We start from the raw sequence: 17,605 nt of genomic DNA on the forward strand, positions 1-17,605 counted from the left end.
AGGCGAAGCGCCTCAAGGAGCCATGTCCGGTGTTTCACGCGATAGTGTCCATTAAAAAATGATGGACACTATTTTCCCGGAACCGGAGCCCGCTGCACAGACGGTTTAAATGTGACGCTTACATTTAAAAAGGCATTAATCGGCCTTTACCAGCATTAATCATGCCAACATGCACCGTCAAAGCAGAATATAAGGTGAGATTGATGACAGGAAGGCCAGGCGCGTACTATCGGGACGCGCACTGCGTATTAGGGAAAGTGATAACCCGGGATATACAGCGGTGCAAATAATTGCCTGTTTAGAGTGCAATATAGTGTCGTATTGCACTCTTTTGGTGCCTGTCTTTTTATGTTTGTTAAAATAAGTGGGTATTCAGCTTACCAGCCCAGGAAAAATCGCTTTAATGCCCGTTACCACAAATTCGATGCCCAGCGCCATTAACAGCAGCCCCATGATACGGGTGATGACGTTGATGCCCGTTTGCCCCAGTACTCTGACCATAATGGGGGCGGCACGAAACAGTAACCAACAGCTGAAGGCAAAAATGGCCACTGCCACGGTAAATCCCAGCAGATTTAGCCAACTGTGATAGCGCGTACTCCAGACGATGGTTGAGCTGATTGCGCCGGGCCCGGCCATCAGCGGTAAAGCCAGCGGAACAACGCCAATACTTTCGCGAATCGCAGTTTCTGTTTTTTCCTGCTTGTTTTGTTTATCTTCGCCCAGCTTTCCGCTGATCATCGACATCGCTATCGTGACAACCAGAATGCCCCCGGCAATACGGAAAGAATCAATTGAGATGCCAAACACATGCAGAATGGCATCCCCTAAAAACAGCGACGTCCAGAGAATAATGGCCACAGCAAGGTTTGCGGTGAGATTCGTTTTATTACGTTCTGCCACGCCCTGATAACGCGTCATGCTGATAAACACCGGAATTATGCCAATGGGATTCACCAGTGCAAACAGGCCTACGAAAAACTTGATATAGCCAGATAGATCTAACAGCGCAGGATTCACGGTTCACTCCACATCCCAGATGAAAAACGCGCCTAATGTAAGGTAAAAACGCCGCGCACGCCAGTTGAAGCGAGAGTTATTTATTCTGTTGATTTACTTACACTTTAGGGCGTTAAACCAGCCATTCCACAATGGCTGGCAGATGTTACTTTTGTTACCGCTTTTAACCTCATCGCCCTCCCCCTCATGAACCGCAGGCTGAAAGGTGTCAGCTGCGGTTTAAATTGATTTGGATCATTATTGCTGTCCCCTAAACCCGATACTCTTTTGTTGTCAGCCACGATACCACCGGAGAAAAAGAATTCTTTTAGTAAGCAACTGAAAAACGGCACTTTCATGCCCCGTGATTGAGCGGTTTTTACCCTGGCTATACTTTCCGTTCAGGCTTGTTTCCTAAAAAAGTTTAACTTCCTCAGGAGATCACAATGGCCGTTACTAATGTCGCTGAACTCAATGCACTGGTTGAACGGGTAAAAAAAGCCCAGCAAGCGTTCGCCAGTTTTTCTCAACAACAAGTCGATGCTATTTTCCGCGCAGCCGCACTGGCCGCTGCTGATGCCCGTATTCCCTTAGCGAAGATGGCGGTCGCAGAATCGGGCATGGGCATTGTCGAAGACAAAGTCATCAAAAATCACTTTGCGTCCGAATATATTTACAACGCCTATAAGGATGATAAAACCTGCGGCGTACTGGAAACCGATGATACCTTTGGCACCATTACGATTGCCGAACCCATCGGCCTGATTTGTGGGATCGTCCCGACCACCAACCCCACCTCTACCGCCATCTTCAAAGCCCTGATCAGCCTTAAAACCCGCAACGGTATTATCTTCTCGCCGCATCCTCGCGCCAAAGATGCCACCAATAAAGCCGCCGATATTGTGCTGCAGGCCGCGATTGCTGCTGGCGCCCCTAAAGACATTATCGGCTGGATCGATGCGCCCTCTGTTGAGCTGTCGAATCAGCTGATGCACCACCCGGACATCAATCTGATTCTTGCCACAGGTGGACCGGGCATGGTGAAAGCCGCTTACAGTTCCGGCAAACCGGCTATTGGTGTCGGTGCTGGTAATACACCTGTCGTGATTGATGAAACGGCAGATGTTAAACGCGCGGTGGCGTCCATCCTGATGTCGAAAACGTTTGATAACGGGGTGATTTGTGCCTCAGAGCAGTCCGTTATTGTTGTCGATGCGATTTACGATGCCGTTCGGGCACGTTTCGCCAGTCATGGTGGCTACCTGCTGCAGGGCCATGAACTTCAGGCGGTTCAGAATATTATCCTGAAAAATGGCGGCCTCAACGCCGCGATTGTGGGCCAGCCCGCAGTAAAAATTGCTGAGATGGCGGGCATTACGGTACCAACCGATACCAAAATTCTGATTGGTGAAGTTGAACGGGTCGACGAATCCGAACCTTTTGCCCATGAAAAACTGTCGCCAACGCTGGCGATGTACCGGGCTAAAGATTACGAAGACGCCGTCAGTAAAGCGGAAAAACTGGTCGCCATGGGCGGCATTGGCCACACCTCCTGCCTGTACACGGATCAGGATAACCAGTCCGCACGTGTCCACTATTTTGGCGACAAAATGAAAACGGCCCGTATCCTGATTAATACCCCCGCTTCTCAGGGTGGGATTGGCGATTTATATAACTTCAAACTCGCGCCTTCGTTGACGCTGGGTTGTGGCTCCTGGGGAGGTAACTCAATTTCCGAAAACGTCGGACCTAAGCATCTGATCAATAAGAAAACCGTCGCCAAGCGAGCTGAAAATATGTTGTGGCATAAACTTCCGAAATCTATCTATTTCCGTCGTGGGTCATTGCCTGTCGCCTTAGAAGAGGTCGCCACCGACGGCGCGAAACGTGCATTTGTTGTGACTGACCACTTCCTGTTCAATAACGGCTATGCCGACCAGGTTACCCGCGTCCTGAAATCCCACGGTATTGAAACGGAAGTGTTCTTCGAGGTCGAAGCAGACCCAACACTGAGCATTGTTCGCAAAGGCGCAGAGCAAATGCACAGCTTTAAACCCGATGTGATCATTGCGCTGGGCGGCGGCTCGCCAATGGATGCGGCGAAAATCATGTGGGTGATGTATGAGCATCCCGAAACCCACTTCGAAGAGCTGGCATTACGCTTTATGGATATTCGTAAACGTATCTATAAGTTCCCGAAAATGGGCGTCAAAGCCCGCATGGTAGCTATCACCACTACCTCAGGCACCGGTTCAGAAGTGACCCCGTTTGCGGTGGTCACGGATGATGCCACCGGTCAAAAATATCCGCTGGCAGATTATGCACTGACCCCGGATATGGCCATTGTGGATGCGAACCTCGTAATGGATATGCCGCGTTCACTCTGCGCCTTTGGCGGTCTGGATGCGGTTACCCATGCACTGGAAGCCTATGTTTCCGTTCTGGCGAATGAGTATTCTGATGGTCAGGCACTGCAGGCGCTTAAGTTGCTGAAAGAGAACCTGCCCGCCAGTTATGCCGAAGGCGCCAAAAATCCGGCTGCGCGTGAACGTGTGCACAATGCCGCCACCATTGCCGGTATTGCCTTTGCCAACGCCTTCCTCGGCGTATGTCACTCGATGGCCCATAAACTGGGTTCCGAGTTCCATATTCCCCACGGACTGGCTAACTCGCTGCTGATTTCCAACGTCATTCGTTATAACGCAAATGACAACCCGACCAAACAGACTGCATTCAGTCAGTATGATCGTCCACAGGCGCGTCGTCGCTATGCGGAAATCGCCGATCATCTTGGTTTGACCGCCACAGGCGATCGTACTGCTCAGAAAATTGAGAAACTGCTGGTCTGGCTGGATGAAATTAAAACGGAACTGGGTATTCCCGCCTCGATTCGTGAAGCTGGCGTGCAGGAAGCGGATTTTCTGGCGAAAGTGGACAAACTGGCTGAGGATGCGTTCGACGATCAGTGTACCGGTGCTAACCCACGTTATCCGTTAATTGCTGAACTGAAACAGATCATGCTGGACAGTTACTACGGCCGCAAATTTGTTGAGCCTTATGCCCAGGTTGAACAGCCGCTGACTCAACCCGTCAGCGATATCAAAGCCGCTAAAAAGGTCAAAAAAGCCTAATCAGGAACAAGCCCGTTAGCGCGGGTGCGCCATCCCCCTTGTTGCTCGGTCACAAGGGGGTTTTTTATGGCTGTTGAGGATAAGCAGGCTGTTTGCCCGCTGTCAGTGAATGTGCAATAGTGCAATCGCTACCACACACGGACAGACCGACACCCAGGTCGCCATAAAGATAAAGAGACGAATGAGGTTCGCCAGGAAAGACTTTTGCGACCACGTGAACCTGAGGTGAGGAACAGGATTACGCGACTGGCGTTTGCGCGCCGTGGATAGCCTGCAAACAGCCCTGCTCAATCGCTTTTTTATAGTGCTTACGGCACACCGAGATATAGCGCTCATTGCCGCCAATCACCACCTGCTCCCCTTCCCGGAAGGGTTTGCCTTCGCTGTCGAGACGCAGCACCATGCCCGCTTTACGTCCGCAATGACATACGGTTTTAAGCTCCACCAGTTTATCGGCCCAGGCCAGCAGATACTGGCTACCGGTAAACAATTCTCCCAGAAAGTCGGTTCTTAACCCATAACACAGCACCGGAATATCCAGATTATCCACCACGTCAGACAAGGCCTTCACCTGTTCCCGGGTCAGAAACTGACTTTCATCCACTAACACACAGTGTACGGGCTGGCGCGCATGCTCTTGTGCAATTTCCACATCCAGCTGGCTTTCGGCATTATAAAGAACGGCCGGTGATGACAAGCCAATGCGTGAACTGACTTTACCGGTACCAAAGCGATTATCAATCTCAGCGGTATAAACCAGGGTCCGCATACCGCGCTCCTGATAATTATAGGAAGACTGCAAAAGCGCGGTTGATTTACCCGCGTTCATTGCCGAATAGTAGAAATAGAGTTGAGCCATTGGCACGGTATCCCGGTGTGGATGAAACAAAATAAGTGCGATTTTACCATATCTGACCGGCAATGCCGTGTTGATTTTCAGCCCGTTACGTTCAGACGAGAGCCAGCGTCGGGTATTGCCTGTCCTGCAACGGCAGCGCATTATTTTTGACTATATGAATATTAAAGACAGTATAGCGTTAAGCTTTATTTTCATTGATCCGTGTCAGGGCTTTATAGGTTGCCGGGGCTTTGTTGAATAAATGGATTTTATGCTGTGGTACTATGAAAACGGTTGTTTCAGATAACATAAAATCAATGCATTACATGCTTGCGTATGACGGTGTTCTGTCTGGCATCAGCGTTTTCTACCAAAACAGTGCAGACAAAACAGAATGATTACCTATTATTCAACAAAGCCGGTTGCCGGTTAAACATCAACGTTTCATTGGTCCTTACATCGCGCTTTATCTGGCGGAATTTATAATTTAATAAATTCATCTTTGAACTTTTAAAGCTAAAAATTAATTTAATGTTGAAGTTATTTCCCCCCACCACTACTATTAGCGGGCAGAACAACTCTCCTATTCATTATTCAGAGATCAGGACAATGAGCGAAGCACTAAAAAATATTAATAATATCCGCACGCTGCGTGCCCAGGCCAGAGAGTGTTCTTTGGAAACACTGGAAGAAATGCTGGAAAAGTTTGAAGTCGTAGTAAATGAACGCCGCGATGAAGCGTCACATTCTAAAGCAGAAACGGAAGAGCGTGCGCGTAAACTTGAGCAATATCGCGATATGCTTTTAGCGGATGGAATCGATCCCAATGAATTATTCAACGCATTGTCAGAGTCCAAAACGTCTGGCAAAGCCAAACGTGCTGCCCGCCCTGCCAAATATCAGTTTGTTGATGAAAACGGGGAGACCAAAACCTGGACTGGTCAGGGACGTACACCAGCAGCAATCAAAAAAGCCATGGAACAACATGGTAAGCAGTTAGACGATTTTTTGCTGTAAATCCTGGCGTGCTTTAGGCTTTGCTGGCTTCATTTTAGCGACCTGATTACCAATACCAGAAAAAAAAGGAAGCGGTCGCTTCCTTTTTGTTTTTATACCGAATAAAAGTTCCGGTACCAGTCAACAAAACGTCTGACACCTTCATCCACGCCTGTTTGCGGTTTAAAGCCGACAGCGTTAAATAAATCGCTGGTATCTGCGCTGGTAGCTAACACGTCACCGGGTTGCATTGGCATCAGATTTTTATTTGCCGTTACACCTAATGCTTTTTCAATCGCTTCAATATAGCGAATCAAGCTCATCGGCTGACTATTGCCTAAATTGTAAATACGATACGGCGCTGAACTCGACGCGGCAGATCCGCTCTCTACTGTCCAACTTTCATCCGGCTGCGGAATACGATCCTGCAGACGAATAATGGCCTCGACAACATCATCGATATAGGTGAAATCGCGTTGCATTTTACCCTGGTTATAGACGTCAATCGCCTCACCCGCAATCATAGCCCGGGTAAATTTAAACAAGGCCATATCGGGGCGTCCCCAGGGACCGTATACAGTGAAGAAACGTAAACCGGTGGTGGGTAACTGATACAGATGCGAATAGGTGTGCGACATCAGCTCATTGGCTTTTTTGGTCGCGGCATACAATGACACCGGATGATCGACACTGTCTTCCGTAGAGAACGGCAGCTTACTGTTCAGTCCATAAACGGAGCTGGACGACGCATAGAGCAGATGTTCAACACGATGATGACGGCACCCTTCAAGAATATTCAGATGCCCAATAACATTGGCATCCACATACGCATGCGGGTTTTCAAGGGAATAGCGCACACCAGCCTGAGCGGCCAGGTGAATAACACGCTGAAATTTGTGCTGTTCGAAAAGTGCTGCAATGGCCTGACGGTCGGCCAAATCGGTTTTAACAAACGTAAAAGATGGGTTGTCGCCGATCAAATCAAGACGGGCTTGTTTGAGGCTGACATCATAATAGTCATTCAGGTTGTCAATACCGACAACCTGGTGACCGGCGGCCAACAGGCGTTGGCTCACATGGAAGCCAATAAAGCCTGCTGCGCCGGTTACCAGAAAATTCATAAATCCCTCATTAATCACACAGCCTGGATGGACGCTCCGCGGCCAATAGCGTAATAAACGAAGCCGCGCTTGCTGAGACGCTCTGGATCATACAGGTTACGTCCATCAAAAATCACGGGTTGTTTCAGTGCATTTTTGATCACGTCGAAGTCAGGGGCACGGAAATTTTGCCACTCAGTGCAAATTACCAGGCCATCTGCGCCCTGTAACGCTGATTCTTTGGTGCCCATCAGCTTCAAATCGTCGCGGTGACCGTAGATGCGCTGTGCTTCATCCATCGCTTCCGGATCGAAAGCCTGTACAGACGCACCTGCTTCCCACAGCGCTTCCATCAATACACGGCTCGATGCTTCACGCATATCGTCGGTATTCGGTTTGAACGACAGTCCCCACAGCGCAAACGTCTTCCCTTTAAGATCGTCACCAAAATGACGTTTGATAAAGGCGGGCAGCTTAGTTTTCTGGCTGTCATTGACGTCTTCCACCGCTTTTAACAGACGTGGTGTATAGCCAATGGATTCCGCCGTACGAATGAGCGCCTGCACATCTTTCGGGAAACAGGAACCGCCATAACCGCAGCCAGGATAGATAAAGTGATAGCCGATACGTGAGTCAGAACCAATCCCCTGGCGCACTTTTTCGATATCCGCACCTAAACGTTCCGCGAGATTGGAAATTTCATTCATAAAGCTGATTTTGGTCGCCAGCATACAGTTGGCAGCGTACTTCGTCAGCTCTGCACTGCGAATATCCATCAGGATCATACGATCGTGGTTGCGGTTGAAGGGCTCATAGAGCTCACGCAACAGTTCCACGACAGCATCATTATCCGTGCCGACAACGATGCGCTCGGGACGCATACAGTCAGCAACCGCCGCCCCTTCTTTCAGGAACTCGGGGTTGGATACCACATCAAAGCTGATATTGGCATCACGCGCCTGCAGGGTTTCCGTCATGACCGCACGGACTCTGTCAGCCGTTCCAACCGGTACGGTAGATTTATCGATGACCACTTTATGATCGGTCATATGCTGAGCAATGGTGCGTGCCACGGCAGTAACATATTTCAGATCGGCCGAACCATCTTCATCAGGCGGTGTGCCTACGGCGATAAACTGCATCACGCCATGGTTAACGCCCAGTGCAGCATCGGTGCTGAACTTCAGGCGACCGGATTCATAGTTAGACTTAACCAGCGGCGTCAGGCCCGGTTCAAAAATAGGAATCTGACCCTTTTTGAGGTTCTCAACCTTTTTTTCATCGACATCAATACAGAGAACGTCATGTCCGACTTCGGCCAACACCGCAGCCTGAACCAGACCGACATAGCCGATACCAAATACAGTGACTTTCATTACGCTATCCTGTGTTTTAAATTTTTAATCGCTAACGGTTTTATTGAGCCACTCAGAGAACTCTTTGCCCAGCACCGGATGGCGAACACCATATTCGACGAAAGCCTGCATGTATCCCAGTTTGTTACCGCAGTCATGGCTGACCCCTTTCAGGTGGTAAGCTTCAACGGTCTCTTTTTCCATCAGCATGGCGATAGAATCCGTGAGCTGTACTTCACCGCCTGCACCTGGAGGCGTTTTTGCCAGCAGTGGCCAGATATCTGCGGACAGAACATAACGCCCCACCACAGCCAGATTAGAAGGCGCTTCAGACGCTTTTGGTTTCTCAACCACACCGACCATCGGTGCGCTGTCGCCCGGGTTCAGTTCTGCGCCCTTGCAGTCAACAACACCATAAGCGGTTACATCACTGACAGGCTCAACCATGATCTGGCTGCGGCCAGACTCTTCATAACGGCTCAGCATTTCCGCCAGGTTATCTTTGGTTGGGTTTGACTCATATTCGTCGATGATCACATCAGGCAGGATGACGGCAACAGGCTCATCACCGACCAGCGGGTGCGCACACATTACCGCGTGGCCCAGGCCTTTAGCGATGCCCTGACGGACCTGCATGATGGTCACGTGTGGAGGACAGATGGACTGAATTTCATCCAGCAGCTGACGCTTAACGCGTTTTTCCAGCATTGACTCCAGTTCGAAACTGGTATCAAAATGGTTTTCAATGGCGTTCTTAGACGAGTGGGTTACCAGCACAATTTCATTGATACCCGCAGCAATACACTCATTAACGACATACTGAATTAACGGCTTATCAACCAGCGGTAACATTTCTTTTGGAATCGCTTTCGTCGCAGGAAGCATACGCGTACCCAAACCTGCTACCGGGATTACCGCTTTTTTAACTTTGGTCTTATAGGCAGACATCAAAATACCTCTCTTATAGGCCGTTCAAGTTTTAATGCTTGATATGTCGGTTTAAATTCGGAAATGAGTATATCAGTTACTCGCGAACGGATTTATCCTGGAAGGCATCTATCCGTAGAATTTAAGACTATTACCCAAGTGTAAAGCTAACTTCTGGCACTGTCTTGCGGGTAAGTATAAATTACCCTTCGGTGTTTATTGCTCAGACGATAACATCAGTCGTATACGGCCCCCGGCGCCCCAAATATGGCACTGCCAGTCGTCCGCACGCTGGCTAATCTGGTTAATATGCGTACTGCCCATAGTGCCAAGCGGAACGCCATTACTGAGTTGAATTTGATGGGCCTGAACATGTAATGTGGCATTCAGGCCAGCAGAAACCAGCACCAGGTTTTTTAATCCGCGATGGTAGTATCCAACTAACAGAGGGAACTGTCCGGTTAAATTCGCCTGCCGTAGCAGCAGATTAACCTGTCTGAGTAAACTGCTTAACTCAGGTAATCGCTGTTTCTGTCCTGATAACTGTTCTTGTAATAATCCGTTAAACAGGGCGCGCAATAATAAAGCCGCCAGCACGCCGTTGTCGCCCGCACGGGTGACATCGAGACAATAAAAAGCCAAATCTTTGTCAGATAACGCCGCAATATCTAGCACCAGCCCGGGCTGCTCCGCCATGGTTAACTGGCGATAATTTACCCGACAATGGGCAATGCGCTGCTGGACCGGGGGCTGCAGTTCTTTCAGTAATTTTGCCGCAGCGGAAGGATCGCGCACCAATGCATCCCAGTCCTGAAACAGCTGTTCATCTTCCTCGACTTTCGAGGTAAACATCGACGGATAGAGGCATTCGTATACCGCTTCACGGAAACGTTCAAAATTCTTCAGGGGTTTTAGCAACACATCCTGTACGCCCAGACGTAAAACCTGCGCGATGTCGGACATATTTTCGGTCGCGGAAATTATCAGAATGGGCAGTGTATTGCCGTGGCTGCGCAGATGTTCGACAAACTGAATTCCGTTCATGCGCGGCATTTCCAGGTCACAAATCACCAGTTCGACGGCATGTTTATCCAGTTGCGCAATAGCTTCCAGACCATCTTCAGCCTCAACAGTGACAGCCCCCATTGATGTTAAAAACTGGTTTAAAAGCGAACGGAAAACGGCCTCATCTTCGACAATGAGTATCTTTTTGCCGATCAGTGGTTTTTCCATTCCATCCCCCTGCGTACCCGATAGTTCATAAAACGCAGTTGCGCCTTTCAGAATAGACCGAAGTAACATCTGTGCGTGAACAACCAGATTATCTTCTACGGACCAGCGGTAATAATTCATCCATTTGTTTCTCAACGGCAACCTTCCCAGCCGCAATTGCTTCTTCTGCACGATGAAAATCCAACGTGGATATCTGTGGACAAAATGGCTGGATAAGCACATCAGGCGGATCGCCTGCCATCCGGTTTCGCTTCAGGCGATTTTCCAGCACCTGGATGGACGTGGCCATGATCTCCATGGCGCCCGGCATTTGCGAGGCCCGGCGCTGCGTAAAATTGACCAGACGCTGTCGCAGTTTCCCACGCCAGTCGAGATTGAGCGCCACAGCCGCCGCATGTTCTTCTGAACTCTGGGATGTCAGCGCCATCGCATTCTGCGGCATCAGATGCGCGTCGTGCTGAAGATCGACAGCAATCACGACATCCGCCCCCAGCGCGCGCGTCAGGGAGATCGGTACCGGATTCACCACCGCACCATCCACCAGCCAATATCCATTGTAGCCGACGGGCGGTAATAAACCTGGCATACTGCAGGACGCACGTACCGCCTGATGTAATTCACCCTCGGTCAGCCACAGCTCGCGACCGGTACTTAAATTGGTTGCCACCACACCAAACGGCTTTCCGCACGATTCAATCGCGTCGTGCGTAATGAGTTGCCGGACATGGTTGAATACCCGTTCTCCGCGTAACAGTCCGCCTCGCTGCCAGGACAGATCCATCAGACGGATGACATCCCAGTAGCTAAACGCACTCACCCACTTTTTCATGTGCGGGAGACGATGATTGACGTAAGCTGCGCCCACCAGTGCACCGATGGAACAGCCTGCCACGACATCAATGTTGATACCTGCGCTCTCCAACGCTTCGATAACGCCAATATGCGCCCATCCTTTGGCGGCACCGGAACCCAGAGCCAATCCAATTTTTTGCTTTCTCATCTTACTCGGGTCCTGGCGTCAATACATGGCATCACACGCGTGGGTCGGATAAAGTAAACGATATCATTAACAATCACTGTTATTAACAGGAGAATGTGTGTCCGAATCTTGCCCATGCTGTAGCGGCAAGCAGTATAGCCTATGTTGTCAGCCCTTTGTTAAAGGAACAGAAATTCCCTTATCAGCTGAACAACTTATGCGCTCCCGCTACTGCGCTTATGTCAAACAAGACGTCGATTACCTCGTCGCCACCTGGCATCCCACCAGCCGCGTTCCGGCGCTGGCTGACTTAGTGACTGAAAGTTTCGCTGGTACTGAATGGCTCAGCCTGAACATCACACGTTGTGATGAGGGGCGCCACAAAGACGAATCTTTCGTCACTTTTTTTGCACGTTTTGCTGAAAACGGTGTTAATCGGGCGATGTACGAGCGTTCACGCTTTCTTCGCGAGGACAGTCGCTGGTACTATGTCGACGGAATGACGCCCGCCATCGGGCGCAACGATCGCTGTCCATGTGGCGCCGACAAAAAATACAAAAAATGTTGCGGTTAAGGCAGTTGCCTGCGTAACGGTTTTACCCTTAATGCTTTGACAGGACTCTGATTGAGATGCAAGCGCAAACCATGCAAAGAAAAGTTTTACGAACCATTTGTCCCGATGCAAAAGGTCTGATCGCCAAAATCACCAATATTTGTTACAAGCACGAACTGAATATCGTGCAAAACAATGAGTTTGTTGATCATCGCACCGGGCGTTTTTTCATGCGCACAGAGCTGGAAGGGATTTTTAACGACAATACTTTACTGGCCGATCTTGACAGCGCCCTTCCTCAGGGCTCGGTACGTGAACTGCACAGCGCAGGCCGTCGCCGCGTCGTTATTCTGGTCACCAAAGAAGCCCACTGCCTGGGCGACCTGCTGATGAAGAGCGCGTTTGGCGGGCTGGATATGGAAATAGCCGCCGTCATCGGTAACCATGAAACGCTGCGCTCGCTGGTCGAGCGTTTTGATATTCCGTTTGTGTTGGTCAGTCATGAAGGGCTTTCGCGTGAAGAGCATGATAATAAGATGGCGGACGAAATTGATCGTTACCAGCCAGATTATGTGGTGCTTGCCAAATATATGCGCGTGCTGACGCCGGGCTTCGTCCAGCGCTACCCGAATCAGATCATCAATATTCATCACTCGTTCCTGCCTGCCTTTATCGGCGCACGCCCTTATCACCAAGCTTATGAACGCGGCGTTAAAATCATTGGTGCGACGGCGCACTACGTTAATGACAACCTGGATGAAGGTCCGATCATTATGCAGGACGTCATCAACGTCGATCACAGCTATACAGCAGAAGAGATGATGCGTGCCGGACGTGATGTAGAAAAGAATGTGCTGAGCCGCGCGTTAGATAAAGTGCTGGGTCAGCGTGTGTTTGTTTACGGCAACCGCACGATTATTCTTTAACCGCCACGGCGCTGGACTGGCTGACATTCCAGCGCTACGCGTAAAAAGTGGGCAAACGGTTCGTGATTTGCCTGAGTCCGCTTTACAGTCTGAATCCATTTGGTATGATGCGCCCCGCTTCAGAGCACAACAATTCAGTCCCTGGTGGGATTCCCGAGCGGCCAAAGGGAGCAGACTGTAAATCTGCCGTCACAGACTTCGAAGGTTCGAATCCTTCTCCCACCACCATCTCGCATTTAGCATCTTCATTCCGACATGCAACTCAGTCAGCCTGTACTGCATGGAGAGGGATGAGAACCTTCGACCAGCGTTCGCGTCGGGCACCGCGAGACAACGCGCATTAGCGCGGCCCGTAGGGTGAGGCGCAACGCGCCGAATCATCCTTCTCCCACCACCATCTCGCATTTAGCATCTTCATTCCGACATGCAAATCAGTCAGCCTGTTCTGTGCGAAAAGGGATAAGAACCTTTGTTCAGCGTTCGTGCCGGGCATCGCCTGAGTAAACGCTTCTGGAAACCACTCTGGTTTTCTGTTCCCGCTGACCGTGTGTCGTGCTCTCTGGCCCGTGCTGTCCACCACTCGCTGAAATTGCCCTGCTCTGCCATGACATTTCCGGCAAAAATCGCTACCATCCTGCCTATCATTCGCTGAAGGTTATCTCATGAAATTTATTTCATTCAATATTAACGGCTTGCGGGCACGTCCCCATCAACTCGAAGCACTGGTCGAGAAGCATCAGCCTGACGTCATTGGTCTGCAGGAAACGAAAGTCCATGATGATATGTTCCCGCTCGAGGATGTGGCTAAGCTGGGCTACAACGTGTTTTATCACGGTCAGAAAGGCCATTACGGTGTGGCACTGTTGACCAAGGTTCAGCCGGTCTCCGTGCGTCGGGGGTTTCCGGGCGATGGCGAGGATGCGCAGCGTCGCCTGATCATGGCTGAAATCCCCAGCCCGATTGGCGATATTACCTTGATAAATGGCTATTTTCCGCAGGGCGAGAGCCGAGACCACCCGACAAAGTTTCCGGCCAAAGAAAAATTTTACCGCGATCTGCAAAGCTATCTGAGCGAGAGTCTTACGGCGGATAAGCCCGTGCTGATCATGGGCGATATGAATATCAGCAGCACCGACCTGGATATTGGGATTGGCGAAGACAGCCGTAAACGCTGGCTGCGTACCGGTAAGTGTTCTTTCCTGCCCGAAGAGCGGGAATGGATGGACAGGCTGTTAAGCTGGGGGTTGGTCGATACCTGGCGTGCGCATAATCCCGATACCTGTGACCGTTTTTCCTGGTTCGATTACCGTTCTAAAGGGTTCGATGACAATCGCGGTCTGCGCATTGACCTGCTGCTGGCCAGCACCGGGCTGGCCTCGCACTGCATTGAGAGCGGTATCGACTACGATATTCGTGGCATGGAAAAACCCTCTGACCATGCCCCGGTCTGGTCAACCTTCCGCTTCTGATAGCGCTGACGCGTGGTGCGCCCGCCCACCACGCGTTTTCTATTTCACTATTTTCCAGATCAGGTTGTTCGTCCCCAGCGATTTTTCGTCACGCGCGCACTGTAACAGGACGCCTTCTGATTTCACGACTGCGCCCTCGGTATAATTACGGTTTTCGAAAATACAGCACTGCATACAGTTCTGCTGATTATTTTGTCCCTGAGTCCAGGCTTCCCGCGGCATATCAACAATCACATCCGTGTTAGTTCCGCCTGTAGACGGATGATAATTCGCCTGGGCCGGCCCACAGACAATCAGTGCGGCCAGCATGAGCAGTGCAGTTTTACGCATTATTCGGTTTCCTTAGTTTTACGCCGTGCTTTGCGCTGCGGACGTTTTTGTCCGGTGGACGGTAACCCACGAAACGCCTGTCCCGACGGTTGCTGCCGTGCCTGATGAATAAGCCCACTCAGCGTGTGCACCAGCGGTTGCATAAACTCATCATAACGGCAGGCCTTTTCACTAATCCGTGTCAGTGTCGATTCCCACTGGGCGGTCATGTCCGGCCGGGCTGCCAGATCCGGTAACGAATGGATCAACGCCTTACCCGTGTCGGTAGAATGAATATAGCGCCCTTTCTTCTGTAAAAATGACCGGCGGAACAATAATTCTATGATCCCCGCGCGCGTGGCTTCCGTTCCTAAACCATCGGTCGCACGAAGCACTTTCTTTAATTCTTTATCCTGAACAAAACGCGCGATACCGGTCATGGCTGACAGAAGCGTGGCATCCGTAAAATGACGAGGTGGCTGCGTTTGCTTGGCCAGCACCTCGCCGTGCTCACACAGCAGGACGTCCCCTTCCGCCACGACCGGCAGCGGCATGCCGTCATTTTCTTCATCACGCTCTTTACTGCCCAGCAAAGCACGCCAACCCGCCTCAGCCAGAAAGCGGGCCTTCGCCACGAATTTACCGCCCGCAATATCCAGTTCAATAGTGCATTTACGAAACATCGCATCCGGGCAGAACTGCATCAGATACTGACGCGCGATCAGGCCATAAACCTGCTGTTCATTGTCATTAAGCCTGACAGCACTGGCGCGTGCTGTAGGAATAATGGCATGGTGCGCATCCACTTTTTTGTCGTCCCAACAGCGGTTTTTACGATCGGCATCAAACTCCGCAGGCGACGTCAGATCGGGCTGGTGAACCTGAATGGCATTCAGCACTGCGTGACGACCAGCAAAATGCTCATCGGGCAAATAGCGACTGTCGGAACGGGGATAGGTAATCAGTTTGTGGGTTTCATACAACCGCTGACAGATATCCAGCACCGCCTGCGCGCTGAGGCCAAAGCGTTTTGCCGCCTCAATCTGCAGTGCCGAGAGCGAAAACGGGAGTGGCGCAGTGTCGCTTTCGCGCTTATCACTGTATGCGGTGACACGCGCAGGCTGACCGGTAATGCGGGCAACCACATGCTCTGCCAGACTCCGCTTGAGTAAGCGCCCTTCTTCATCCTGCCAGGGCTCACAGGCTTCACTGGGGACCCAGTTGGCAACAAAGCGGATGTCATCTGGCGTCACGATATGCGCTTTAACTTCAAAATAGTCTTTCGGCACAAAGTTTTCGATCTCTTCGTCGCGGCGCACCACCAGCCCCAGCACGGGTGTTTGCACCCGCCCCACCGACAATACGCCATCGTAACCGGCATTACGGCCCATTAACGTCCAGGCGCGGGTCATGTTGATGCCATACAGCCAGTCCGCCCGGGCGCGAGCCAGGGCGGAAACACACAGGGGGATAAACTCACGGTTTTCACGCAGGCGACTGACTGCGCGTTCGACCGCCTGAGGATTGAGATCGTTGATCAGGCAGCGCTGCACCTTACTGCGTTTCTCGGCGGGCAGTTGCAGGTAATCCAGCACTTCGTCCACTAACAGTTGCCCTTCCCGATCCGGGTCACCGGCGTGAACCACTTCGTCCGCCTGCGCCAGCAACCCCTCAACCACTTTAAGCTGCTTAGCGACAGAGGGCCGCGGCTGCAGGCGCCACTTTTCAGGAATAATGGGCAGATCGGCCAGTGACCAGCGTGCGTAACGGCCGTCATAAGCATCGGGCTGCGCCTGCTCAAGTAAATGCCCTACGCACCAGGTGACGACCTGATCATTGCCACAGGCAATGAATCCGTCACCGCGGCGGTGCGGTTTAGGTAACACATCGGCAATGGCCCGTCCGAGGCTGGGTTTCTCTGCTATAAACAAACGCATTAAATCGGGTAATCCTTAACGTCAGCGAACAACAATGATGGCAGCGCCTGCCCCGTGCACGACGACAGTGCAGGATCACGGCCTGGCGCCATCGGATGCAGGCAGCCGGTTTCCCCGGACACAGCACGCGGCGCTGCCAGTGAAGACAGCGCTATAGTAGCCTGGCGGCACGCTGCTGATAAGCGTGCCGGATCTGCGAGGAAACGCTTCGCTCATTACGTGCGCAGTTTACCGCGCATCGCGCGGTTCAGACAGGTTCAGAAATAGCGGACGAAGGGTGCCGTGTCGGGATGAACCACGGTGGTGCTGGACTTAAGCTGCGGCGTGCCCAGATAGAGGAAGCCCACAATCGCGTCCTGCTCACGGCAGCCGAACGCCTCACGCACCTGCGGATCGTCGGTCCAGACGCCGCTCCGCCAGATGCCATTAAAGCCCTGGGCGACAGCAGCCATCTGCATCGCCATCACGGCACAGCTGGCAGAGGCGATTTGTTCCCAGCGCGGTACCTTGTGATTGATCTCGCAGTGCGCCACGACGGTGATGATCATGGGCGCACGGAACGGCGCCTGACTGGCTTTATTGATGGCTTTCTCATCCATCTGGTTGTCCCGCGCCGCTTTTTCCAGTAGCTGACTCAGGCGATCGCGGCCTTCATTTTCAACAATAATAAATCGCCAGGGTTGCAGGCCGCCGTGATCGGGTGCGCGCATGCCCGCGCGCAGGATGTTATCCAGCGCTTCACCGCTGGGGGCCGGTTCCGCCAGACGCGAGGCCGAACGACGATTAACCAGTAATTCTAGTGCGTCCATGTTTTTCTCCTGACAGTAAAAGCACGGGTAATCCTGGCACAAGT

At 51.4% G+C, this 17,605-nt stretch carries 16 protein-coding genes, 1 tRNA gene and 1 other RNA gene; 7 read left to right on the plus strand and 11 right to left on the minus strand.

Annotation, left to right across the window (positions count from 1 at the left end):
- Positions 1-372: 372 nt before the first annotated feature.
- Both F7Q90_RS17600 and F7Q90_RS17605 read right to left on the minus strand, forming a co-directional pair.
- The gene (locus F7Q90_RS17600) at positions 373-1,020 is read right to left on the minus strand and encodes a YchE family NAAT transporter (RefSeq protein WP_006119393.1); all 648 of its coding nucleotides are present in this window, start codon (positions 1,018-1,020) and stop codon (positions 373-375) included.
- Positions 1,021-1,124: 104 nt separating this feature from the next.
- Complete coding sequence (locus tag F7Q90_RS17605; protein ID WP_141119374.1) at positions 1,125-1,358, minus strand: hypothetical protein; 234 nt, start codon at positions 1,356-1,358, stop codon at positions 1,125-1,127.
- 87 nt (positions 1,359-1,445) lie between these two features.
- Here F7Q90_RS17605 and adhE point away from each other — a divergent pair, with 87 nt between their 5' ends.
- A complete protein-coding gene (gene adhE, locus F7Q90_RS17610; protein WP_006119395.1) occupies positions 1,446-4,130 on the plus strand; it encodes a bifunctional acetaldehyde-CoA/alcohol dehydrogenase in 2,685 nt (894 codons plus the stop codon).
- 238 nt (positions 4,131-4,368) lie between these two features.
- Here the strand turns inward: adhE and tdk are convergent, their stop codons facing one another.
- Positions 4,369-4,989, minus strand: a complete 621-nt coding sequence (gene tdk, locus F7Q90_RS17615) for a thymidine kinase (protein ID WP_006119396.1) — start codon at positions 4,987-4,989, stop codon at positions 4,369-4,371.
- A gap of 588 nt (positions 4,990-5,577) precedes the next feature.
- Here tdk and hns point away from each other — a divergent pair.
- Entirely contained in the window at positions 5,578-5,985 is a 408-nt protein-coding gene (gene hns / locus F7Q90_RS17620) for a histone-like nucleoid-structuring protein H-NS (protein ID WP_006119397.1), read from the plus strand.
- Positions 5,986-6,077: 92 nt separating this feature from the next.
- Here hns and F7Q90_RS17625 read toward each other — a convergent pair whose 3' ends face one another.
- The 5 genes from F7Q90_RS17625 to rssA all read right to left on the minus strand — a co-directional run bounded on the left by F7Q90_RS17625 (position 6,078) and on the right by rssA (position 11,579).
- The gene (locus tag F7Q90_RS17625; RefSeq protein WP_006119398.1) at positions 6,078-7,085 is read right to left on the minus strand and encodes an NAD-dependent epimerase; all 1,008 of its coding nucleotides are present in this window, start codon (positions 7,083-7,085) and stop codon (positions 6,078-6,080) included.
- Positions 7,086-7,099: 14 nt separating this feature from the next.
- Entirely contained in the window at positions 7,100-8,440 is a 1,341-nt protein-coding gene (locus F7Q90_RS17630) for a UDP-glucose dehydrogenase family protein (RefSeq protein WP_006119399.1), read from the minus strand.
- Positions 8,441-8,464: 24 nt separating this feature from the next.
- Positions 8,465-9,367 (minus strand): UTP--glucose-1-phosphate uridylyltransferase GalU, encoded by a 903-nt coding sequence (gene galU / locus F7Q90_RS17635; RefSeq protein ID WP_006119401.1) that lies wholly within the window; start codon positions 9,365-9,367, stop codon positions 8,465-8,467.
- Positions 9,368-9,562: 195 nt separating this feature from the next.
- Positions 9,563-10,579: a two-component system response regulator RssB gene (gene rssB / locus F7Q90_RS17640; protein WP_006119402.1), complete on the minus strand. Its 1,017-nt coding sequence runs from the start codon at positions 10,577-10,579 to the stop codon at positions 9,563-9,565.
- Between the two features lie 88 nt (positions 10,580-10,667).
- Complete coding sequence (gene rssA / locus F7Q90_RS17645; RefSeq protein ID WP_006119403.1) at positions 10,668-11,579, minus strand: patatin-like phospholipase RssA; 912 nt, start codon at positions 11,577-11,579, stop codon at positions 10,668-10,670.
- Between the two features lie 97 nt (positions 11,580-11,676).
- Here rssA and F7Q90_RS17650 point away from each other — a divergent pair, with 97 nt between their 5' ends.
- From F7Q90_RS17650 to xthA, 5 genes are all read left to right on the plus strand, one after another.
- Positions 11,677-12,132, plus strand: a complete 456-nt coding sequence (locus tag F7Q90_RS17650) for a YchJ family protein (RefSeq protein ID WP_006119404.1) — start codon at positions 11,677-11,679, stop codon at positions 12,130-12,132.
- 56 nt (positions 12,133-12,188) lie between these two features.
- A complete protein-coding gene (purU, locus tag F7Q90_RS17655; RefSeq protein WP_006119405.1) occupies positions 12,189-13,037 on the plus strand; it encodes a formyltetrahydrofolate deformylase in 849 nt (282 codons plus the stop codon).
- A 143-nt stretch (positions 13,038-13,180) separates the two neighbouring features.
- Positions 13,181-13,265, plus strand: a tRNA-Tyr gene (locus F7Q90_RS17660).
- A gap of 41 nt (positions 13,266-13,306) precedes the next feature.
- A non-coding RNA gene (locus tag F7Q90_RS17665) (RtT sRNA) lies at positions 13,307-13,434 on the plus strand.
- Between the two features lie 265 nt (positions 13,435-13,699).
- Positions 13,700-14,506, plus strand: coding sequence for an exodeoxyribonuclease III (gene xthA / locus F7Q90_RS17670; protein WP_006119406.1), 807 nt, complete (start codon positions 13,700-13,702; stop codon positions 14,504-14,506).
- A gap of 39 nt (positions 14,507-14,545) precedes the next feature.
- Here the strand turns inward: xthA and F7Q90_RS17675 are convergent, their stop codons facing one another.
- The 3 genes from F7Q90_RS17675 to F7Q90_RS17685 form a co-directional block, all read right to left on the minus strand.
- Entirely contained in the window at positions 14,546-14,836 is a 291-nt protein-coding gene (locus F7Q90_RS17675; RefSeq protein WP_006119407.1) for a YnjH family protein, read from the minus strand.
- Complete coding sequence (locus F7Q90_RS17680) at positions 14,836-16,752, minus strand: DNA topoisomerase III (protein WP_006119409.1); 1,917 nt, start codon at positions 16,750-16,752, stop codon at positions 14,836-14,838. The genes F7Q90_RS17675 and F7Q90_RS17680 overlap by 1 nt, the downstream gene beginning before the upstream one ends.
- 257 nt (positions 16,753-17,009) lie before the next feature.
- Complete coding sequence (locus F7Q90_RS17685; RefSeq protein ID WP_006119410.1) at positions 17,010-17,561, minus strand: NAD(P)H nitroreductase; 552 nt, start codon at positions 17,559-17,561, stop codon at positions 17,010-17,012.
- Positions 17,562-17,605 lie beyond the last annotated feature (44 nt).

It is taken from the genome of Pantoea stewartii subsp. stewartii, assembly GCF_008801695.1.
In the GTDB taxonomy this organism is placed as follows: domain Bacteria; phylum Pseudomonadota; class Gammaproteobacteria; order Enterobacterales; family Enterobacteriaceae; genus Pantoea; species Pantoea stewartii.